The following is a 19,452-nucleotide window of genomic DNA, read 5'->3' on the forward strand; positions in this document are numbered from 1 at the left end:
CCTCACTTGGCCGGTGCCGGCGTCGCGTCGCCCTTCTGCATCTGCGGATCGACCTTCTGCCCCGGGATCGCGCGCAATAATCCGGCGGTCACGACACGGTCATCGGCCTTCAGCCCGCTCTCGACGACCCGCAGCCCCTGGTCGAGCGGACCGGTCGTCACCTTGCGCTGCTCGACCACATTGTCGGCGTTGACGACCAGCACGTAACGGCCGGCCTGGTCGCTGCCGATCGCAACGTCGGGCACCAGCAGCGCGTTCTCCTGCTTGGTGAAGGGCACGCGAACGCGGACATAGAACCCCGGCAGCAGCACGCGATCCGGATTGGGGATCAAGCCACGGACGGGAAGCGTTCCGGTCGACTGGTTGACGGTCGGCGCGACGTAATCGAGCTTGCCCTTGTGCGGATAGCCGGTCTCGGTCTGCAGGCCGACCTCTACCGGCAATTGCCTGATGTCGTTGACCGTCATCCCAAGGCGACGCGCCTCGTCGCGGACCCGTTGCACGTCCTGCTCACTGACGTTGAAATTCACGTAGATCGGGTCGAGCTGCACGATGGTGGCGAGCTGGGTGGGTGAGGCCACGCCGACCAGTTCGCCGACCGAGACCAGATGGTTGCTGACGATGCCGTCGAACGGCGCGGCCACGTTGGTGTAGCCGTAATTGACCGCGGCGATCTTGGTGTTGACCTGGGCCTGCTGCAGGTTGGCCTGGGCGTTGTCCCGCGTCGAGGTTGAGTTTTCCAGCGTCGCCTGCGAGACCGCCTGGCGCTGCACCAGATCCTGCTGCCGCTTGTAATCGGACTCGGCCTGCTTCACCGTTGCCTGTGCGCCGACCTCCGCAGCCTGTGCCTGCTCCAGCTTCAGCTTGTAGGTCTCCGGCTCGATCGTGAACAGGGTGGTCCCCTCCTTCACGAAAGTGCCGTCCTGATAGTTGATCGCCTGCAGGAAGCCCTGCACGCGCGCGACCAGATCGACGGTCTTGATCGGCGCGGTATTTCCGGTGGCGTCCAGGTAGCGCGTGATGGCGCGTTGCACCGGCGGCGCGACTTCGACCTTGGGCGGCGGCGGCGCAACAAAACTGTTTTGCTCGCAGGCACTTAAACTGACCAGGGCCGCTACGACGAAGGCGATGCGCACAAGCGGCGCATTTCGCAGCCGCACAAAATCACTCTGACCGAAATGTGCCGACGCGCGCGCATGCCTCATTTCCGAGCCTCAATTCAAATGTCTTAATTCAAAGATATAGAAGCGAGCAAAAAATTCAGCCGACGTATTCCATAGCAACAATCTGCTTGCAGCGGAACTCGAAAGCGAAAATGATGTCGCTCGCGAAGGTTGTTAGAGCAAAACTATTTCAGACTCAGTTCAGTTGAGCCGGAGGCTTCCGGCGCGACGAGAGGATTTATTCAGATGATCAACGCGTTGACACGTGCAACGAAGCTCTCCGCATGGCTTGTACTTGCGGCACTGATGAGCGCCGCACCGGCCTTGTCGCAGGCGCCGACCCAGGCGCAGCGCGACGCCATCAAGTCGCAATGCCGCAACGATTACATCGCACACTGCTCCAGCGTGCCGCCCGGCGGCGAAGCGTCACTGCAATGCCTGCAGAAGAACATGGCAAGCCTCGGCCCCGGTTGCGCCAGCGCCGTGAAGGCCGTGGAAGCGCCGGCCGCCGCTCCCGCAGCAGCCAAGACCGACGCGGCGCCCGCCGCGACGGCGGCCAAGCCCGCGGAAACGGCGGCACCGAAGGCCGCGGCAGGAAAGCCGAGCAGCGCGCAGATCTCCGCGATCCGCAGCGCGTGCCGCTCCGATTATCCCAAGGTCTGCGCGGGCGTGCCGACCGGCGGGGCGCCGGCACTGCAGTGCCTCGAGAAGAACAAGGACAAGCTTTCGCCGGCCTGCGAGAAGGCCGTGGCGGCCGCCGGCGGCGGTGGCGCCGCGCCGGCCGCGGGTGCAGCAGCGACAGCGGCAGCACCGGCGGCGGCGCCGGCGGTGATCGTGTTGCGGCCGCTGCGGCCGCGCGAAGAGATTTTCGTGCTGCGTTCGGCCTGCGGCGGCGACGTCCGCTCGATCTGCGGCGGCGTTCAGCCGGGCGGCGGGCGGATCGTGCAATGCCTGGCAACCAATGCCGGCTCGCTCTCGCCGGCGTGCCGCGACGTGCTGGCGCCGTTCGCGGCGCGGTAGTCCTGTTGTCACACGACTGACCGGAAAAGGGAGCGATCGATGCTGCGTATTATCCTGACCGCCGTTCTGATTTGCGGCTCAACCGCCGTCTACGCCCAGGAGCTGACAGCAGCGCAACGCGACGCCTGCATGGGCGACTACCAGAAGTTCTGCAAGAGCGTGACGCCCGGCGGCGGGCGCATCATCGCCTGTCTCGCCAAGGAGAGCGACAAGCTGACGCCCGCCTGCAAGAAAGTGCTGGCGGCAGCGGAAAAGAAATAGCCGCGCGGGCGGTGAGAGATAGGTGCCCGGCGATTAGCCGGGCACGGAGCCGCAGCACCTTGTTGTCACAAACAGGCCAACCAACCTCACCCCGGGAGAGGGAATTATGATGCGCTCATTATTGCTGATCGCTGCGGCTCTGCTGTCTTTTGCCGCGACCATGACGTTCGAATCCTCCGATGCCAACGCAGTTGTGTGCGGACGCGGCCCCTATCGTGCCGGATGCGCGAGCACGCGCGGCGCGGTCGTCGTCCGCAAGCCCGTCGTCGCCGGCTGCCGCTGGGTTTGGGTCGGCGGGGTCAAGGTCCGCCGCTGCTACTGAGCCTTTCGCCGCCACGCTGGTAGCCACTGTCCGCATTTTCCCTCTGGCGTTCCCGCCAGAGGGCGACTAGTGTGGACCGAAATAGTAAGTACACTGTCAATCTGGGAGGCAGACGTTGCGGATCGCCGTGATTGGCGGAGGGCCCGGCGGGCTCTATTTCGCCTATCTCTGGAAGAAGCGTCATCCTGACGCCGAGATCGATCTGTTCGAGCAGAACGCCGCCGGCGCCACCTGGGGCTTCGGCGTGGTGTTCTCCGAGCAGGCACTGGAGTTCCTGCGCGCCGACGACCCCGAGACGGTCGACGCCATCGCGCCGCGGATGGAGAGCTGGAAGAACATCACGCTCAATCTGCGCGGCGAGAGCGTCGAGATCGACGGCGTCGGGTTCTCCTCGATCGGCCGGCTAGCGCTGCTGACGATCCTGCAAGAGCGCGTGCGCAGCACCGGCGTCACGCCGCGCTTCGACACCGTGGTGCAATCGGTCGACCAGCTCAGGGACTACGACCTGATCGTCGCCGCCGACGGGCTGAACTCGATGGTCCGCCGCGATTTCGAGACCGCATTCGGCGCGTCGGTCTCGCATTCGACCAACAAATTCGCCTGGTACGGCACCACCAAGACCTTCGCGACGCTGTCGCAGACCTTCGTCGCGACCGAATTGGGCTGCTTCAACGCCCATCACTATCGCTATGCCCAGGACATGAGCACCTTCCTGGTCGAATGCGACGCGGCAACCTGGGAAGCCTACGGCTTCGCCGACAAGACGATCGAGGAATCGCAGGCGATCTGCGAAGACGTATTCGCTGCGACGCTGGACGGCCACAGACTGATCTCGAACAAATCCGTGTGGCGCAATTTCCCGTGGATCTGGAACGAGCGCTGGTCGCACGGCAACATGGTTCTGATCGGCGACGCGCTGCATTCGGCGCATTTCTCGATCGGCTCCGGCACCCGGCTTGCGATCGAGGATGCGATCGCGCTGACCAAGGCGCTGGAGTCTGAGGGCGGCATCGCCGCCGCGCTGGCCCGCTACGAGAGCGAGCGCAAGCCGATCGTGAAGAAGCTCGTCACAGCGGCGCGGACCAGCGCCGACTGGTACGAGCATTTCCCCGCGCACATGAAGCGCGACCTGATGGATTTCGCCTACAGCTACATCACCCGCTCCGGCCGGATCGACGATGCGCGGCTGCGCGCGATGTCGCCCGCCTTCATGGCCCGATACGAAGCCGCAAAGGGACGCTCATGACCGGGATCGCCGACCAGGTTCCGCTGGACAATCCCGGTTCGCGTGAGATCGGATTTACGATCCCCGAACGCTACAATGCGAGCCGCATCCTGTTCGACAATCTCGGCAATGGGAATGCCGAACGCCTTGCGCTGACCGGCCCGGCCGGCGCGCGGACCTATCGCGATCTCTGCACTGATGCCGCCCGCTGGGGCCACGCGTTCGTGTCGCTTGGGCTCAAACGCGGCGACCGTGTCCTGCTGTTCCTCGACGACACGCCGGCCTATCCGGCGGCGTTCTTCGGCGCGGTGCGCGCCGGCTTCGTGCCGCTGCTCATCAACACGCTGACGACGCCGGAGCTGCTGCAATTCTATCTGTCCGACGCCGGCGCGCAGGTCGCCGTCACCGATGCGGAGTTCTGTTCGCGCTTCAACACGGAGGCCTGCAAGGACACACCGCTGCGCACGCTGGTCGTGGTCAACGGCGCTGGCACCGGGCATGCCGTCGCAGAGACACGCAACGCCGGCGACTGGCTGGATACCTTTCCCACCGAGCTCGACGCGGCCGACACCCACCGCAACGAGATGGCGTTCTGGATGTATTCGTCGGGCTCGACCGGCCGTCCCAAGGGCATCGTGCATCTGCAGCACGACATGGCCTATAGCGAGCTCGCCTTTGCTCGCAGTGTGCTGAAACTTCAGCCCGGCGACATCTGCTTCTCGGTCCCGAAGATCTTCTTCGCCTATGGCTTCGGCAATTCGATCACATTCCCCTTCTCAGTCGGCGCCGCGACGCTGCTGCTGCCCGGCCAGCCGAAGCCGGCCGCGATCTTCGCGGCGATCGCCCAGTATCGCCCGAGCGTGTTCTTCGGCCTGCCCACGCTCTACATCACCCTGACCAAGGCCGAAGGCGCCGAGCAAGCCGATTTCTCCTCGCTGCGGATGGCGGTCTCGGCCGCCGAGGTGCTGTCGGCCGACGTGTTCAACGGCTGGAAGCGGCTCACCGGGCTCGAGATCATCGAAGGGCTCGGCTCGACCGAGGTGCTGCACGTCTATCTCAGCAACCGCGCGGAGCAGAAGAAGCTCGGCGCCGCCGGCCTGCGCGTGCCCGGCTACGAGATCATGCTGCGCGACAGCGACGGCCGCGAGGTCGGCGACAATGAGGAAGGCATTTTGTGGGTGCGCGGCGATTCCGCGACGCCACTGTACTGGAACCGGCCGGACAAAACCGCCGAGACCGTGCGCGAGGACGGCTGGATCTACACCGGCGACCGCTTCATCCGCGACAGCGACGGCTTCCACTTCTTCCGCGGCCGCGCCGACGATCTGATCAAGATCTCCGGCCAGTGGGTCTATCCGCTGGAGGTCGAGCTGTGTCTTGCCGATCACCCCGATGTCCGCGAATGCGCCGTCTACGCCGCCGAATTGCCGGACCGACGCATGACGCTGCGGGCCGTGGTGGTGATGAACAAGGCCGGCTTCGACACCGACGAGACGACGCGGCGGTTGCAGGACTACGTCAAGGCCAAGTTGCTTCCGTACAAGTATCCGCGCGAGGTGCGGTTCATCGACGAGCTGCCGAAGACGGGCACGGGGAAGATCGACCGGCAAGCGGTGATGCGGATGTAGGATGCCCGACTGCGCATCACTGCCGCCACACACTCAGTGTCGTCCCGGCGAAGGCCGGGACCCATAACCACAAATGCCTGTTGTTGCACTCGGCGGTGGCCCCAGCTTCTGACCTCATGAACAGCGGTGGTTATGGGTCCCGGATCGCGCTTCGCTTGTCCGGGACGACGACGGAGAATGCGGCGACTACGCCGCGTTCGTCAGCAGCGAGCAGCTAGCTGTCCAGCCCCGTCCCGCCATACAGCCACGCGATATCGTCGCACCATTCGGCTTGCGACTTCGCGCTCATGATTGCGTTGCGGATTCGGGCGTGGTCGCCGGCGGGATGGTAGACGTGCTCGCCGATCGCACGGGACATCAGCTGCACGCGTGCGGTGCGCGGGAAGCGCTGGGCGCGATAGGCATCGAGCGCGGCCGCCCGATCGTCGTGACTGGCCAGCATGTGCGACAGGCACACCGCGTCCTCCATCGCCTGGCAGGCGCCCTGCGCGAAATACTGCAGCATCGGATGCGCGGCGTCGCCGAGCAGCACGACGCGGCCGTCGATCCAACGTTCGGTGGGATCGCGGTCGCACAGCACCCAGAGCTTCCAGTTGGTGCCGTGGCGGATGATGTTCTGCGCCCGCTCATGGACGTGGGTGAAACCCCGCATCACCTCGTCCTCGGAAACCGGCTTGCCCGCGACCGGCTCCGGCGCGTCGTTGTGATAGGTGACGACGAGGTTGAACACCTTCCAGCCCGACAGCGGATAATGCACGATGTGGCATTTCGGGCCGGCCCACAGCGTGGCCGCGTTCCAGCGCAGATCCTCCGGCATCTGTTCGGTCGGGATGACGGAGCGATAGGTGGTGTGGCCTGACACACGCGGCGGGCCATCCGCCGTCACCTGCTTGCGGATATTGGACCACAACCCGTCGGCGCCGATCAGCAGACGGCCGGTGATGCGCTCGCCATTGGCAAGCGTTGCGGTCACCGACGAACCATCCTGCTCGTAACCCGTCACCTCGCTGGACACGCGCAGCTCGATCAATTCATGGTTCTGGCAGGCACGCAGGAACACGCCATGCAGGTCGCCGCGATGTACGACGGCATAGGGATTGCCGAACCGCGTGCGGAAGGCGTCGCCGAGATCGATATGGGTAATCTCATCGGCGGTCAGCGCATCCATCAGCCGCAGCTGGTCGATATAGACCGCCATGTTGCGCGCGGCCTCGCCGACGCCGAGATAGTCGAAAGCGTGGAATGCGTTCGGTCCCAGCTGAATGCCGGCGCCGATCTCGCCGAGTGCTGATGCCTTCTCCAGCAGGATGGAGCGGATGCCCTTCTGCGCGAGGCCGAGCGCCACGGCGAGACCGCCGATGCCGCCGCCCGCGATCAGGACCGGCTTGCCCTCCGCCATCAGCCCGACCTCCCGAGATGTTCGAGCGCGTCCTCGGCGCGCAGCGGCACGCGCGAGGCTTCGTTGTTGAGGTCGACAAGTTGGGTCAAGAGCGAGAGAAGCGTCTTGCGGTCGGCCGGCTTCAGCGGCTGCAGCATCCGCGCCTGCGCCTTGTCGACCGAGGGCATGATGTCGCTGAGCACCGCCGCGCCGGCCTTGGTGAGGTAGAGCAGCTTGACGCGCTTGTCCTCGGGCGCCGGCTTGCGCACGATGAATTCCTTGGCTTGCAGCCGCTCGATCACATTGCCGAGCGTCGAACGGTCGAACGCGATCACCGCGGAGAGCCTTGTGGCGTCGATGCCTGGATGGGTCGAGATCGTGACCAGCGCGGCGTATTGCACCGGCGTCAGGTCGAACGCCTTGCATTCCTCGATGAACAGCGCAACCGCGATCTGCTGCATCCGCCGGAACAGATAGCCGGGCGCGGTGTAGACCGCGTCCATGGTGACGGGCGTTGGCTTGCTACTCGGCATCGGGCTGCTTGTCCGGGGCGGCGTCGGCGAACGCCTTGACTTGCTTTGTCGCGGCCTCGGCCTTGAGCAGTCGCGGATAGGCCGACACGTCGACGCCGAAGCGCCGCGCATTGGCGAGCTGCGGAACCAGGCAGAGATCGGCCAGCGTCGGCGCATCGCCGAAGCAGAACGGCCCGGCCTCCTCAGCGATCAGGGTCTCGCAGGCGGAAAGGCCCTCGCGATTGGCCCAGGCCGCCCATTCAGTCACCTGCTCCTCTGGCAGGCCGAGCTTGCGCAGCCGCGCCAGCACTTTCAAATTCTGCACCGGGTGGGTGTCGCAGGCGATCGCCTGCGCGAACGCGCGTACCTTGGCGCGCCGCAGCAGATCCTTCGGCAGCAGCGGCGGATCGGGATTGGTCTCGTCGAGCCATTCGATGATCGCGAGCGACTGGGTGAGGATCGCGCCGGCGTCGCTCTCCAACGTCGGCACCAGCCCCTGCGGGTTGATCGCGAGATAGGCCGGCGCGCATTGCTCGCCCTTGCGCAAATGATGCGGCAGGTGCTCCGGCGTCAGCCCCTTCAGATTGAGGGCGATCCGGACCCGGTAGGACGCGCTGCTCCGGAAATAGCCATGCAGCTTCATCGGAACCTCCCTTGCATTTTGTGATTGGCTTGCTTGATTGACGCTAGCCATATTGTGAGTATACTGTCAATTAATTGAACCGACAAGAATGATGATGGGAGGCTTGCCATGGAAGCCGTGCAGAAGACCCCCGAGCGCGAGGCGTTCTACAAAAAGATCGACGGCCAGAACCTCTCGGCGCTGTGGAACGTGATGAACGATCTGATCACGCCGGAGCCGAAGAGCGCCTGCCGTCCGCATCTGTGGAAGTTCGACCAGATCCGCGATTACATGAACGAGGCCGGCAAATTGATCACGGCCAAGGAAGCCGAGCGCCGCGTGCTGGTGCTGGAAAATCCCGGCCTGCGCGGCCAGTCCAAGATCACGACTTCGCTGTTCGCCGGCGTGCAGATGGTGGTGCCGGGCGACATCGCCCCCGCCCATCGCCATGCCCAGTCGGCGCTGCGCTTCGTGCTCGAGGGCAAGGGCGCCTTCACTGCCGTCGACGGCGAGCGCACTGCGATGGCGCCGGGCGACTTCGTCATCACGCCGTCGATGACCTGGCACGACCATTCCAACGAAACCAGTGAGCCGATGTTCTGGCTCGACGGGCTCGACATCCCGATGGTGCAGTTCTTCGACTGCTCGTTCGCCGAGGGCGCCAAGGAGGATCAGCAGTCGATCTCCAAGCCGGCCGGCGCCAGCTTCGCGCGTTACGGCCACAATCTGCTGCCGATCGACCAGAAGCGGACCTCGAAGACCTCGCCGATTTTCAACTATCCCTATGAATACACCCGCGAGGCGCTGGAGAAGGCCAGGGCCGGCGACGAGTGGGACGCCTGCCACGGGCTGAAGCTGAAATTCTCCAACCCCGAGACCGGCGATTTTGCGATGCCGACCATCGGCACCTTCATCCAGCTGCTGCCGAAGGGTTTCAAGACCGCGCGCTATCGCTCAACCGATGCCACCGTGTTCGCCGCGATCGAGGGCAAGGGCCGCACCCGGGTCGGCGACCAGACTTTCGAGTGGGGGCCGCGCGACTTGTTCGTGGTGCCGAGCTGGCATTGGGTCACCCACGAGGCCGATGCCGACTCCGTGCTGTTCTCGTTCTCCGACCGCCCGGTGCAGCAGAAGCTCGACCTGTTCCGCGAGGATCGCGGCAACGCATAACGATCATCGGCGCAAGGCACACAGCACCCACCCCACGTCGGTGTGGCCGGCAGCGTGGCCATCACCGCCAGTGCAGCAGCCTCACCTCGAGCAGGTTGATCAGCTTCCCGACCACAAGCCCGAACAGCGACAGGATCACGACGCCGGCGAGCAGCTGATCGGTCTGCATCAGATTGCCGGCTTGCAGCACGAAGGCGCCGATGCCGTATTGCGCGCCGATCATCTCGGCGCTGACGACGAGCAACAGCGCGACCGACGAAGTGATGCGGAAGCCGGCGAGGATCGAGGGCAGCGCGCCCGGCCAGATCACGCGGCGCACGATGGCGTGGAACGGCACGTTGAAGCTCTGCGCCATCCGGATCAAATTGCGCGGCACCGCATCGACGCCGCTATAGACCGAGATCGCGGTCGAGAAGAACACCCCGAGCGCAATGGTTGCGATCTTCGGCTCCTCGCCGATCCCGAGCCACAGGATGAGCAACGGCAGCAGCGCGATCTTCGGAATCGGGAACAGCGCCGAGATGAAGGTGATGCCGACGCCGCGTGCCATGGTCGACAGCCCGATCGCGAAGCCGACAATGACGCCCGCTGCCGTGCCGATGATCCAGCCGGTGCCGATCCGCATGATCGACCACGACAAATGCAGCCACAGCGCCCCCGACATCGCGAGCTTATAGATTGCGATCGCGATCGCCGACGGCGCCGGCAGGAACAGCGGGTTGACCCATCCTGTGCTGCCGGCAAGCTGCCAGGCCGCGATGACAAGCGCGAGTGCGATCCAGCCGGCATGACGGCTGCCGCCAGACGTAAAACCGGCGCCGCGAAACGCGACCGGCCGCGTCGCTTCCGCCGATTGGTCGTTCGTCTCCTGCGGGGAGCGCTCAAGCATGCTGGACCTCGCGCTCGGCATCGATCGCTTCCTTCCGGATCAGCGACCACAATTCGCCCTGCAAGACGGCCATCTGCGCGCGCGCATCCGCCGCTCCGCGCTCGGCGCGCGTCATCGGGATGGTCACGATCTCCCGGATGCGGCCGGGGCGGCGCGACAGCACCACGACGCGGTCGGCCAGCCGGACCGCTTCCTCGAGGTTATGCGTGACATAGACCGCGCCCATCGCGCCGTCGGCAAGCAGGCCGACGAAATCCTCCATCAGGAGCTCGCGGGTCTGCGAATCCAGCGCCGACAGCGGCTCGTCCATCAGCAGAATCGCCGGACGAACCGCGAGCGCCCGCGCGATGCCGACGCGCTGGCGCATGCCGCCGGACAGCTGCTTCGGATAGGCCGCGCGGAAATCCGTCAAGCCGGTGCGGCGCAGCGCATCGTCGATCACGGCGCGGCGCTCGCCGGCGCTCAAGGCCGCGTGCAGCAGCGGAAACGCGACATTCTCCTCGACCGTATTCCACGGCAGCAGGGCAAAATCCTGGAACACGAAGGTCAACGGATTGAGGCTGCCGGCCGGCGGCGCGCCGCGCAGCTCGGCGGCGCCCGCAGATGGCCGCAGCAGGCCACCGAGGATCGACAGCAGCGTGCTCTTGCCGCAGCCGGACGGCCCGACGATGGCGACGATCTCGCCGGCCGAGACCTGGAAGGAGACATCGTCGAGCACGTCGAGCGCGCCGAAGCGATGGCTGATATGGTCGGCGATCAGGTCCATGGCGTTACAAACTCGCTACCAATCCCGTCACCCCCGCGCAAAGGCTTTGCCTTTGTCGCTGGAGGAGCCGCGCAGCGGCGTCTCGAAGGGTCGACGGCCCGGATAAAGCAGTTCGGCCGTCGACCCTTCGAGACGCGCGCAAGTGCGCGCTCCTCAGGGTGACGGTGATAGAGTTGTGCGTGCGGCCCGACATCAATCCGCCTTCACATAGTCCTTGGCGATGATCCCGCTCGCATCAAACCCCTTGTCGACGAAACCCTGCCCTTGCAGCCATTTGATCTGGTTGTCGAGGTTCTTCACGTCGAGCTTGCCGTCGGGATCGATATAGGCGCAATTGCCGACCACCTGCTCGACCGGCAAATTGGTGTATTTGGCGATGATCTCGAGCAGCGGTTTTGTCTTGTCGTTGATCGGCGCCACGCCGTCCTTGATCGCGGTCAGGATCACGTCGTGATATTCGTGGTCGGCGCGGGTAAGCGCGGTGAGCAGCCTGGTCACCAATGCGGCGTTGGTCAGCGTCTTCGGCGAAGCAAAGATCGCCCCGAGCTGCCACGGCGTCTCGTCACCGACCCAGCCCAAAAGTTTCGCGCCGTTGGCATCGATCAGCGTCCGCGCGGTCGAGACCGGCAACAGCGCGGCGTCGACGGTTTCGCCCTTCAGCGCCGCCGCCGCGTTCGACAGCGACTGCAGCGGCACGATCTTCACGTCGGACAGCTTGAAGCCGTATTTGTCGGCCAGCAGGCCGAGCGAATAATGGAAGCTGGAGCCGACCTGGGTCACCGCGACGCGCTTGCCGGCGAGATCCTTCGGGGTCTTGAGGCCCGCGGCATAGGCGTTGTTGCTGGCGAAATAGCCGATCAGGGGATAGCCGGCCTTCTCGCGGCTCATGCCGCCGATTACCTTCAGCGTGCCCTTGCCGGCGAGATTGTAGAGGCCTGCGGTGACGGCCGTGACGCCGAAATCGACGTCGCCTGATGCGGTCGCGACTGCGATCGGCTGCGCCGCGTCGAAGAACTTCAGCTCGACATCGAGGCCGGCGTCGCGGAAATAGCCCTTGTCCTGCGCGATGAACACCGGCGCCGAGGATGACAGCCGCAAGACGCCGATCTTGGCCTTCAGCAGATCATCGGCCCGCGCGATGCCGCTCGCGGCCCACACCAGGAGACCCGCGAGTGCGAGCCGCGCCCAACCCTTCATTGCCGTCTCCACTCATAATCCTTCAGGCACGGCCTGATCGCGGCCGATGAATGCGCCCTGCTTGCCAAGCTGTTGTTGCAACTTTTCGACGGAAATGTCGCGCGGAATCGTATTGCCCGACAGCGCCAGCGCGGCGGCGGTTCCGGCCGCCTCGCCCATCACGAAACAGGCACCGGAGACGCGCGCCGCCGATTGCCCCTCATGGGTCATCGAGGCGCAGCGGCCGGCGACCAGCAGATTGTGGACGCCATCAGGCACCAGCATGCGGTACGGCAACTCGTTGTAGCCGCGGCTCTCCGGAATCGGCGGAAACTCGAAGATCACGTCGCCCGGCACGTGGGATTCCTTCGGCCAGCCATTGACGCCGATCGAATCCTCGAACGAGGCGCAGCCCAGCACGTCCTCGCCTGACAGCATGTAGCCGCCGATCACGCGCCGCGTCTCGCGGATGCCGAGTTGCGGCGGCAGATCGACGATGTAGGAATTCTCGAAGCCGGGCACCGTGCGCAGGAACTGGAATGCTTCGACCGCCTGGCGGCGGCCCTCGATCTCGCCGCGCGTCATGTCGTCAGGATCAATACCGGAAATGGCGCCGCCATCGCTTCGCGTCACCTGGGTGAAATTCACCCGCCATTCGATCTGCGATTTCTGCGGCCGCACGATCGCGGACTTGCGCGGGAATTTATGCGTGCCGGCGGCCTCGGCCTCCGCCATCAGCGCCGGGATCGTCCGCCACGCGTCGCCGGCTTTCGCCGGATCGATGCCGTTGAGACGGAACATCATCGACGGGTAGAGCATGCCGCCCTTGTTGTCGCCGACCTCATAGGGCGCACCGGCCCATACCGCGAGGTCGCCGTCGCCGGAGCAGTCGATGAAGATGCCGGCTCGCAACGCCCGCCGGCCGGCCTTGGTCTCCACCATCAGCGCGCGGATGTGCGCGCCGTCCATGACGACGCCGGCGCCGAGCGCGTGGAACAGGATATCGACCTTGTGATGCGCCAGCAGATCGTCGGCCGCGATCTTGTAGGCCGCGGTGTCATAGGCTTGGGCAAGGATCTTGCCGAGGATCAGATGCGGCGCGTTCAATCCGCCGAGCCGGTCGATCCGCGCCAGCAGATCGGAGGCGATGCCCTGCACCACGCGGTGCATCTCGCCGAAGATGTTGGCGTGCAGCCCGCAGAAGTTCGTCACGCCCGCCGCGGTGCCCATGCCACCGAGAAAGCCGTAGCGCTCGATCAAGAGCGTCCGTCGCCCGGCCCGCGCCGCGCCGACCGCTGCCGCGATGCCGGCCGGACCGCCGCCAAGCACCACCACATCATATTCGCCATAGAGGGGGACCTGCCGCGCAGGTTCTTCGATCGTGCTCATCAGCATCATTTCCGCCCTGAACAAAGTTGATTGGGCCAACTATGAATTGATGCGGATTGCAGTACAATCCACCAAATTATGTAATCAGCTTTCGCGAATCGAGAAAGGCTATTGGGAAGCGCGGATGGATACGCTGGTCAATCTCGAAGCCTTCCTCGCCACCGCCGACGCCGGCGGCTTCTCCGCCGCGGCGCGCAAGCTCAACGTCGCGACGTCGGTCGTCGCCAAGCGCGTGACCCAGCTCGAGGAGCGGATCGGCACCGCGCTGTTCCACCGCTCGACCCGCCAGTTGCGGCTGACTGAGGCCGGGCAGCAATATGTCCATCGCGCCCGCGGCGTGGTTGCCGATGTCGGCGATCTCCTGTCGCGGATGGGCGAGAAGCAGCGCGATCTCACCGATCATCTGCGCGTGAAGGCGCCGACCTCGCTGACGGTGGCGCGGCTCGCCGATGCCTTCACGACCTTTCAGAAGCAGAACCGAAGCGTGAAGCTCGAGATCGTGATGATCGACCGCCCGGTCGATCCGGTGACCGAAGGTTTCGACATCGCGATCGGCGCTTTCCCGCATTCCTTCGGCGGTGTCGTCGACGAGCCGCTGTGCCGGCTGCCGCGGCTGTTGTGCGCTTCGTCCGCGTATCTGAAGAAGCACGGCACGCCGAAACATCCACGCGACCTGGTCGATCATCGCTGCCTCAGCTTCCTGCCGACCGGACCGGAATGGCCGTTCGAGGGGCCGCGCGGCCGCATCAATGTCCAGGTCCGCCCGATTCTCTCCTCGAACGAGGGCCGGGTGCTGACGCAAAGCGCGATCGCCGGCAACGGCATCGCGCTGCTCTCGCATTATCTGGTCGCGGATGCGCTGCGCGACGGCGCCTTGCAGCCGATCCTCGCCGAGTTTCCGATCCCGGAACTATGGGTGAAGGCCGCCGTTCCCGAGCGCCGCATCAATGCCGCCGCGGTGCAGGCGCTGCTGAAGACATTGAAAAAGTCGCTGGCGCAATCGCTTTGACACTGCCGCGGTCTTGCTCGCCGCACGCCGACCTGAGACAAGGACGGATAAGGATCGCCCGCTTTGAAACTCCTGATCACAGTGTCGCTTGGTCTCATCATCGCCGCCGGGCCCGCTTCGGCGATCGAGACATGCCGCTTCATCGAGGCCAAGGCGGAGCGCGAAGCCTGCTACCATCGGCAGGAGCAGGAACTGGCGGCCAAGCGCAAGCCCGAGCCGCCGATCACCCAGTCGAGCGAATCGAAGACGTTCGATCAGTTGCAGCAGATGCGCCGCGACGACGAAGAGGTCTATCGCAGCATGCGTGGCATCTGCCGCGGCTGCTGAGCTGAGCGACCGGGCTTACGCCCCGCCGCCACGCCAGCGGCCCGCGCGCTTCTCGGCAAAGGAGGCGAGCCCTTCAGCGGCCTCGGCGGTCTGCCGCTTGGCCGAATGCAGGTGGACGAGGCGCTTGTAGGCCTCATCGTCGACGCCCATGCCGCCGAATGAGCTCTCCATCGCGAGCTTCTTGGTCTCGGCCATCGCATCCGGCGCGTTGCCGAGCAGTTGCTCCACGACCTTGGCTCCTGCGCTCTCGAGATCGGCAAGCAGCACCACCTCATGCACGAGGCCGATGCGACGGGCATCCTCGGCACCGAAACGTTCGCCGGTCAGCGCGTAGCGGCGCACCTGGCGCACGCCGATGGCGTCGCAAAGCTGCGGGATGATGATCGCAGCGGTGAGGCCCCAGCGCACCTCGGTGATCGAGAACAGCGCATTGTCGGCCGCGATCACGATATCGCAGGCCGCGATCACGCCGGTGCCGCCGCCGAAGCAACCGCCCTGCACCAGCGCCACGGTCGGCACCGGCAGCGTGTTGAGGCGCTGCACCGCCTCGAAGGTGGCGCGCGACGCCGCCTCGTTCTCCTCCGATGATTTCGGCCGCACGCCGTTGATCCATTTCAGGTCGGCGCCGGCCTGGAAATGCTTGCCGTTGCCGTTCAGCACGACGACGCGCACCGGCTTGGTCGAGAGATCGTCGATCGCGGCCAGCACGCCCGCAATCAGCGCGCCGTCATAGGCATTGTTGACCTCGGGCCTGTTCAGCGTGACGGTCGCGACCCCGCGCGCATCGAGGCTCCACAGGACTGGGCTGGCCGACATGACGTTTCTCCCTCGTTCGGTATTACTCTTGGCGCCACTATGGCGAGAGGCGATGGCTTGATCCATCACTTTCGAGCGCGCGCGGCCGCGCCGCATGCATGGCGGGTTGCGCAATGCCCTGCGCTTGTGGAAACTGACGCGACACCTTGCAAGGACTAGTTCCACCCATGCGTATTTGCATTTTCGGCGCGGGCGCCGTCGGCAGCCACTTCGCCGTCCGGCTGGCACGCGCCGGCCACGATGTGTCCTGCGTGATGCGCGGCCCGCATCTCGACGCGGTCCGGTCCAACGGGTTGACGCTGAAGGTCGGCGACAGCAGCGTCACCGCGCAGGTGAAGGCGTCGGCCGATCCTGCCGAGCTCGGGCCGCAGGATTTCGTCATCAGCACGCTGAAGGCCACCGGCATCGCCGCGCTCGCAACCGGGCTGCCGCCGCTGCTTCAGCGCGATACCGCAATCGTGTTCGCGCAAAACGGCATTCCCTGGTGGTACGATCTCGGCCTGCCGGCGCAGCATCCCGCGATCCCCGATCTCAGCTTCCTCGATCCCGGCGGGCGCTTGCGCGGCGCCATCCCGAAAGAGCGGATCATCGGCGGCGTCGTCTTCTCCTCCAATGAGGTGATCGCGCCTGGCGTGGTGGCGAACCTGACGCCGGATCGCAACCGCCTCGTGATCGGCGAGTGCGACGATCGCCGGAGCGAGCGCATCGCCGCGCTGCGTGCAGCACTCAATGACGCTGCGATCGAATCACCCGAGGTCAACGAGATCCGCGAGACGATCTGGTCGAAGCTATTGACCAACATGTCGATGTCCGTGCTCTGCCTGCTGACCGGACTGACCGCGCGCGCCGTCCGCGACGATCCCGCCATGCAGGACGTGATCCCGCGCCTGCTCGACGAGGCCAATGCGGTGGCGACGCACTACATTGCCGCGGTCAAGCGCGTCACCCGCTCAGGGCCGGCGCCGGACCACAAGCCATCGATCCTGCAAGACTACGAGCTCGGCCGCGCCATGGAGATCGATGTGCTGGTGCGCGCCCCGGCGGCGTTTGCCCGCGCGGCTGGGATTCCGACACCGATGCTCGACCTGATGGCCGCGCTCGCGATCCAGAAGGCGCGTGACAAGGGGCTCTATCAGGGCTGACAATCCGAACACGACGATCTCAAGCGGGAACATCGAACCATGCAAGTCAAGGACAAGGTCTGCGTCGTCACCGGCGGCGCGAGCGGGATCGGCGAAGCGGTGGCGCGGGCCTATGCGGAGGCCGGCGCGCGTGGCGTCGTGGTCGCCGACCTCAAGACCTCGCGCGACCGGCTCGCCAGCGTCGCCGGCGACATCGACGGGCTCGCGGTCACCGCCGATGTCGGGCTCGAGGAAGACGTCAAGGCGCTGATCGCAGCGGCCGAGGACAAATATGGCCCGGTCGACGTGTTCTTCTCCAATGCCGGGCTGTCGCGCAAGGGACAGGAATCCGCGTCCGATGCCGACTGGGACGTGAGCTGGCGGGTGCATGTGATGAGCCACGTGTTCGCGGCGCGCGCGCTGGTGCCCGGCATGCTCGCGCGCGGCTCCGGCTATCTCATCAACACCGCATCGGCCGCGGGGCTCTTGGCCTCGCTGAACTCGATGCCTTACGGCGTGACCAAGAGCGCCGCGGTCGCGCTCGCCGAACACCTCGCCATCCAGTATGGCGATCGCGGCATCCGCGTCTCCGTGCTCTGCCCGCAATCGGTGCAGACGGGAATGAGCACGCCGGGCCCGAGCGCGGCGCGCGTCGACGGCGTGCTGCAGCCCGGCGAAGTGGCACGGATGGTGATCGAGGCGATGGCCGAGGAACGCTTCCTGATTCTCTCGCATCCCCAGGTGCAGGAATACATGCAGCGCAAGGCCACCAATCGCGAGCGCTGGCTGTCCGGCATGCGCCGCCTGCGCGACCGGATCTATGGCGGTGCGGCGTCATAGATCCGTCGCCCCTTCATTGCCAGGAGCGCCAGCGACGAAGCAATCCATTTCTCCGTGTGCGGCACTATGGATTGCTTCGCTTCGCTCGCAATGACGGGACTTATTCCTTTGAGGCTGGTGCGAATCCCTCGAGTAACCCCGTGTACTTTTTCGTTCCAGGCGAAGCGTAAGCGCCACGGCGCGACGTCGTGAGCTTCAGGCCGGCCAGCGCTTCCGCCTGCTTCACGGCGGCGGCGACGCCGTCCACCACCGGCACACCGAATTGCACTGACAGCTCACGCGCGAGATCCGCCATGCCGGCGCAGCCGAGCACGATGGCGTCGGCGCCCTTCTCCAGCGCCCGCGCGATCTCCGCCTCCAGCTTTGGCCTGGCGCCCGAGCCCGGCTTCTCCAGATCGAGCACCGCGACGTCGCAGGCGGTGACCATGGCGCGGTCGGCAAAGCCGTAGCGGCGGACCAGCTCCTCGAGCGGCACGATCGAGCGCGGCAGCGTGGTGACAATGCCGATCCGCTTTGCGATCTGTCCGGCCGTGACCAGCGCCGCTTCGCAGATGCCGACCACCGGATAGCGCGCCGCCGACCGCGCGGCATCGAGCCCGGTGTCGTCGAAGCAGGCGATGATGCTGGCATCGGCGTCGGGCGTCTTCAGCAGTGCGTCGATCAGCCCGGGAACGGCGAACGCCTCGTCGTAAAAGCCCTCGATCGAGGCGGGTCCCATCGACGATGTGACGGCCACGATCTCGGTGCCATCGGCGGCAACCGCCCGCGCGGCAGTGGCGATGGTCGCAGTCATCGACGCGGTGGTGTTGGGATTGACGATCAGGATTTTGGTCATGGATCGAGATTAGTAGCCCGGATGCAGCGAAGCGCAATCCGGGACGGTGTCACAGGCGGAAGGCCGTGCCTGCTCACGAATGCTTCGCGACCCAGGCCGCGAAGGCATCCAGCACCTCGGCCATCACCTCGCGGTCGTTGCGGCCGGAGCGCTTCAGGACATGAAAGGAGTGATCGGCCTCCTGCACCAGATGCAGCGTCGCCCGCGCGCCGAGCCCCTTCACCACAGGTTCGAGCAGATCGAGCTCGGCCAGCGCGTCGCGCGTGCCCTGCAGGAACAGCATCGGGATCTTGACCTCGGCGAGATGTTTGGCCCGCTCGCTCGACGGCTTGCCGGCGGGATGCAGGGGAAAGCCGAGGAACACCAGCCCGCGCACGCCTTCGAGCGGCGCTTTGGCCTGCGCCTGCGAGGTCATGCGTCCGCCGAACGACTTGCCGCCGGCAAACAGCGGCAGTTCGCCGCAACGGCGCGCGGCCTCCGTCACCGCCGCGCGCACTGTCGCCTGCGCGACGGCGGGCGGATCGGGCCGCTTGCTGCCCTGCTCCATGTACGGAAACTGATAGCGCAAGGTCGCGATGCCGCGCTCGGCGAGGCCGACCGCAATCGTCTCCATCGAGGCATGGGTCATGCCGGCGCCGGCACCATGCGCGAACACATAGGCGCTATGGGCCTGCGCCGGACACAGCAGCAGTGCGGACACCGAGTTGTCGCCCGAGACCGTGATCGTGAGCGGTTGTGCGCCTGACGCGTTCAAGATGACATCTCGAAGAATTGTTGCTCCGTCACTTCTAGCCGCCGGCGTCGATGCGCGCAAATGCCGCCGAGGCGAGCACGCCGCAAGTGAACTGGCTCACAGCCAACCAACATTTCTTTTGCGACATTTCCTCTGCAACATTTTCGTTGTTAGACCAAGAGCCGCCACTGTAGGATGGCGGATACCGCACCACACGCTTAGCGCGAACTCGTTTTTCGGCGATTTTTAA

General features: G+C 65.6%; 21 protein-coding genes. 10 read left to right on the forward strand and 11 right to left on the reverse strand.

All coding sequences use genetic code 11. The features are described from left to right. Window positions 1–2: 2 nt before the first annotated feature. Window positions 3–1,160 (reverse strand): efflux RND transporter periplasmic adaptor subunit, encoded by a 1,158-nt coding sequence (locus tag ACE103_RS40335; protein WP_375777485.1) that lies wholly within the window; start codon window positions 1,158–1,160, stop codon window positions 3–5. A 249-nt stretch (window positions 1,161–1,409) separates the two neighbouring features. Between ACE103_RS40335 and ACE103_RS40340 the strand changes: the two genes are divergently transcribed. The 5 genes from ACE103_RS40340 (at window position 1,410) to ACE103_RS40360 (ending at window position 5,619) form a co-directional block, all read left to right on the forward strand. Continuing rightward, the gene (locus ACE103_RS40340; RefSeq protein WP_375777486.1) at window positions 1,410–2,183 is read left to right on the forward strand and encodes a cysteine rich repeat-containing protein; all 774 of its coding nucleotides are present in this window, start codon (window positions 1,410–1,412) and stop codon (window positions 2,181–2,183) included. Between the two features lie 39 nt (window positions 2,184–2,222). Further along, window positions 2,223–2,444 carry a cysteine rich repeat-containing protein gene (locus ACE103_RS40345; protein ID WP_375777487.1) on the forward strand — a complete coding sequence of 74 codons (222 nt, stop codon included), beginning with the start codon at window positions 2,223–2,225 and terminating at the stop codon, window positions 2,442–2,444. Window positions 2,445–2,553: 109 nt separating this feature from the next. Continuing rightward, window positions 2,554–2,766: a hypothetical protein gene (locus tag ACE103_RS40350; RefSeq protein ID WP_097671005.1), complete on the forward strand. Its 213-nt coding sequence runs from the start codon at window positions 2,554–2,556 to the stop codon at window positions 2,764–2,766. Window positions 2,767–2,881: 115 nt separating this feature from the next. Beyond that, the gene (locus ACE103_RS40355; protein WP_375777488.1) at window positions 2,882–4,012 is read left to right on the forward strand and encodes an FAD-dependent monooxygenase; all 1,131 of its coding nucleotides are present in this window, start codon (window positions 2,882–2,884) and stop codon (window positions 4,010–4,012) included. After that, window positions 4,009–5,619, forward strand: coding sequence for a benzoate-CoA ligase family protein (locus ACE103_RS40360; protein WP_375777489.1), 1,611 nt, complete (start codon window positions 4,009–4,011; stop codon window positions 5,617–5,619). The genes ACE103_RS40355 and ACE103_RS40360 overlap by 4 nt, the downstream gene beginning before the upstream one ends. Before the next feature lie 214 nt (window positions 5,620–5,833). Here the strand turns inward: ACE103_RS40360 and ACE103_RS40365 are convergent, their stop codons facing one another. Genes ACE103_RS40365 through maiA form a run of 3 tightly spaced genes read right to left on the reverse strand, consistent with a single transcriptional unit; the run spans window position 5,834 to window position 8,152 of the window. Beyond that, window positions 5,834–7,018: a 3-hydroxybenzoate 6-monooxygenase gene (locus tag ACE103_RS40365; protein WP_375777490.1), complete on the reverse strand. Its 1,185-nt coding sequence runs from the start codon at window positions 7,016–7,018 to the stop codon at window positions 5,834–5,836. Continuing rightward, window positions 7,018–7,530: a MarR family winged helix-turn-helix transcriptional regulator gene (locus tag ACE103_RS40370; protein ID WP_375777491.1), complete on the reverse strand. Its 513-nt coding sequence runs from the start codon at window positions 7,528–7,530 to the stop codon at window positions 7,018–7,020. Before ACE103_RS40370 ends, ACE103_RS40365 begins: the two co-directional genes overlap by 1 nt. Continuing rightward, window positions 7,520–8,152 carry a maleylacetoacetate isomerase gene (maiA, locus tag ACE103_RS40375; RefSeq protein WP_375777492.1) on the reverse strand — a complete coding sequence of 211 codons (633 nt, stop codon included), beginning with the start codon at window positions 8,150–8,152 and terminating at the stop codon, window positions 7,520–7,522. The genes ACE103_RS40370 and maiA overlap by 11 nt, the downstream gene beginning before the upstream one ends. A gap of 108 nt (window positions 8,153–8,260) precedes the next feature. Here maiA and gtdA point away from each other — a divergent pair, with 108 nt between their 5' ends. After that, window positions 8,261–9,301, forward strand: coding sequence for a gentisate 1,2-dioxygenase (gene gtdA, locus ACE103_RS40380; RefSeq protein ID WP_375777493.1), 1,041 nt, complete (start codon window positions 8,261–8,263; stop codon window positions 9,299–9,301). Between the two features lie 61 nt (window positions 9,302–9,362). Here gtdA and ACE103_RS40385 read toward each other — a convergent pair whose 3' ends face one another. The 4 genes from ACE103_RS40385 to ACE103_RS40400 all read right to left on the reverse strand — a co-directional run bounded on the left by ACE103_RS40385 (window position 9,363) and on the right by ACE103_RS40400 (window position 13,527). Continuing rightward, on the reverse strand, window positions 9,363–10,190 hold the full coding sequence (locus ACE103_RS40385) for an ABC transporter permease (protein ID WP_375777494.1): 828 nt from the start codon (window positions 10,188–10,190) through the stop codon (window positions 9,363–9,365). Further along, window positions 10,183–10,956, reverse strand: coding sequence for an ABC transporter ATP-binding protein (locus ACE103_RS40390; RefSeq protein WP_375777495.1), 774 nt, complete (start codon window positions 10,954–10,956; stop codon window positions 10,183–10,185). Before ACE103_RS40390 ends, ACE103_RS40385 begins: the two co-directional genes overlap by 8 nt. A 192-nt stretch (window positions 10,957–11,148) precedes the next feature. Beyond that, window positions 11,149–12,153: an ABC transporter substrate-binding protein gene (locus tag ACE103_RS40395; protein WP_375777496.1), complete on the reverse strand. Its 1,005-nt coding sequence runs from the start codon at window positions 12,151–12,153 to the stop codon at window positions 11,149–11,151. 12 nt (window positions 12,154–12,165) lie between these two features. Continuing rightward, on the reverse strand, window positions 12,166–13,527 hold the full coding sequence (locus ACE103_RS40400; RefSeq protein ID WP_375777497.1) for an FAD-dependent oxidoreductase: 1,362 nt from the start codon (window positions 13,525–13,527) through the stop codon (window positions 12,166–12,168). 118 nt (window positions 13,528–13,645) lie between these two features. On the opposite strand from ACE103_RS40400, the gene ACE103_RS40405 reads away from it, so the two are divergent. Together ACE103_RS40405 and ACE103_RS40410 are read left to right on the forward strand one after the other, a co-directional pair. Beyond that, on the forward strand, window positions 13,646–14,530 hold the full coding sequence (locus tag ACE103_RS40405) for a LysR family transcriptional regulator (RefSeq protein ID WP_375781283.1): 885 nt from the start codon (window positions 13,646–13,648) through the stop codon (window positions 14,528–14,530). Between the two features lie 63 nt (window positions 14,531–14,593). Beyond that, window positions 14,594–14,857, forward strand: a complete 264-nt coding sequence (locus tag ACE103_RS40410; RefSeq protein ID WP_223972262.1) for a hypothetical protein — start codon at window positions 14,594–14,596, stop codon at window positions 14,855–14,857. A gap of 15 nt (window positions 14,858–14,872) precedes the next feature. Here ACE103_RS40410 and ACE103_RS40415 read toward each other — a convergent pair whose 3' ends face one another. Continuing rightward, window positions 14,873–15,673, reverse strand: a complete 801-nt coding sequence (locus tag ACE103_RS40415) for an enoyl-CoA hydratase-related protein (protein ID WP_223972261.1) — start codon at window positions 15,671–15,673, stop codon at window positions 14,873–14,875. Between the two features lie 167 nt (window positions 15,674–15,840). On the opposite strand from ACE103_RS40415, the gene ACE103_RS40420 reads away from it, so the two are divergent. Both ACE103_RS40420 and ACE103_RS40425 read left to right on the forward strand, forming a co-directional pair. After that, window positions 15,841–16,815, forward strand: coding sequence for a ketopantoate reductase family protein (locus ACE103_RS40420; RefSeq protein ID WP_375777498.1), 975 nt, complete (start codon window positions 15,841–15,843; stop codon window positions 16,813–16,815). Window positions 16,816–16,854: 39 nt separating this feature from the next. Beyond that, entirely contained in the window at window positions 16,855–17,634 is a 780-nt protein-coding gene (locus tag ACE103_RS40425) for an SDR family oxidoreductase (protein ID WP_375777499.1), read from the forward strand. A gap of 100 nt (window positions 17,635–17,734) precedes the next feature. Here the strand turns inward: ACE103_RS40425 and ACE103_RS40430 are convergent, their stop codons facing one another. Together ACE103_RS40430 and ACE103_RS40435 are read right to left on the reverse strand one after the other, a co-directional pair. After that, complete coding sequence (locus ACE103_RS40430; RefSeq protein WP_375777500.1) at window positions 17,735–18,469, reverse strand: aspartate/glutamate racemase family protein; 735 nt, start codon at window positions 18,467–18,469, stop codon at window positions 17,735–17,737. A 73-nt stretch (window positions 18,470–18,542) separates the two neighbouring features. Continuing rightward, window positions 18,543–19,223 (reverse strand): alpha/beta family hydrolase, encoded by a 681-nt coding sequence (locus tag ACE103_RS40435; protein ID WP_375777501.1) that lies wholly within the window; start codon window positions 19,221–19,223, stop codon window positions 18,543–18,545. Window positions 19,224–19,452 lie beyond the last annotated feature (229 nt).

The sequence above is a fragment of the Bradyrhizobium sp. ma5 genome (assembly GCF_042258955.1).
Taxonomy (GTDB): Bacteria; Pseudomonadota; Alphaproteobacteria; order Rhizobiales; family Xanthobacteraceae; genus Bradyrhizobium.

What these genes read in the sequence shown, in the direction of transcription:
- ACE103_RS40415 (WP_223972261.1), bottom strand. Translation starts at nt 15,673, where the DNA reads ATGTCGGCCAGCCCAGTCCTGTGGAGCCTCGATGCGCGCGGGGTCGCG.
- ACE103_RS40405 (WP_375781283.1), top strand. Translation starts at nt 13,646, where the DNA reads ATGGATACGCTGGTCAATCTCGAAGCCTTCCTCGCCACCGCCGACGCC.
- ACE103_RS40420 (WP_375777498.1), top strand. Translation starts at nt 15,841, where the DNA reads ATGCGTATTTGCATTTTCGGCGCGGGCGCCGTCGGCAGCCACTTCGCC.
- ACE103_RS40360 (WP_375777489.1), top strand. Translation starts at nt 4,009, where the DNA reads ATGACCGGGATCGCCGACCAGGTTCCGCTGGACAATCCCGGTTCGCGT.
- maiA (WP_375777492.1), bottom strand. Translation starts at nt 8,152, where the DNA reads ATGAAGCTGCATGGCTATTTCCGGAGCAGCGCGTCCTACCGGGTCCGG.
- gtdA (WP_375777493.1), top strand. Translation starts at nt 8,261, where the DNA reads ATGGAAGCCGTGCAGAAGACCCCCGAGCGCGAGGCGTTCTACAAAAAG.
- ACE103_RS40350 (WP_097671005.1), top strand. Translation starts at nt 2,554, where the DNA reads ATGCGCTCATTATTGCTGATCGCTGCGGCTCTGCTGTCTTTTGCCGCG.
- ACE103_RS40365 (WP_375777490.1), bottom strand. Translation starts at nt 7,018, where the DNA reads ATGGCGGAGGGCAAGCCGGTCCTGATCGCGGGCGGCGGCATCGGCGGT.
- ACE103_RS40390 (WP_375777495.1), bottom strand. Translation starts at nt 10,956, where the DNA reads ATGGACCTGATCGCCGACCATATCAGCCATCGCTTCGGCGCGCTCGAC.
- ACE103_RS40340 (WP_375777486.1), top strand. Translation starts at nt 1,410, where the DNA reads ATGATCAACGCGTTGACACGTGCAACGAAGCTCTCCGCATGGCTTGTA.
- ACE103_RS40370 (WP_375777491.1), bottom strand. Translation starts at nt 7,530, where the DNA reads ATGCCGAGTAGCAAGCCAACGCCCGTCACCATGGACGCGGTCTACACC.
- ACE103_RS40430 (WP_375777500.1), bottom strand. Translation starts at nt 18,469, where the DNA reads ATGACCAAAATCCTGATCGTCAATCCCAACACCACCGCGTCGATGACT.
- ACE103_RS40400 (WP_375777497.1), bottom strand. Translation starts at nt 13,527, where the DNA reads ATGCTGATGAGCACGATCGAAGAACCTGCGCGGCAGGTCCCCCTCTAT.
- ACE103_RS40385 (WP_375777494.1), bottom strand. Translation starts at nt 10,190, where the DNA reads ATGCTTGAGCGCTCCCCGCAGGAGACGAACGACCAATCGGCGGAAGCG.
- ACE103_RS40345 (WP_375777487.1), top strand. Translation starts at nt 2,223, where the DNA reads ATGCTGCGTATTATCCTGACCGCCGTTCTGATTTGCGGCTCAACCGCC.
- ACE103_RS40425 (WP_375777499.1), top strand. Translation starts at nt 16,855, where the DNA reads ATGCAAGTCAAGGACAAGGTCTGCGTCGTCACCGGCGGCGCGAGCGGG.
- ACE103_RS40395 (WP_375777496.1), bottom strand. Translation starts at nt 12,153, where the DNA reads ATGAAGGGTTGGGCGCGGCTCGCACTCGCGGGTCTCCTGGTGTGGGCC.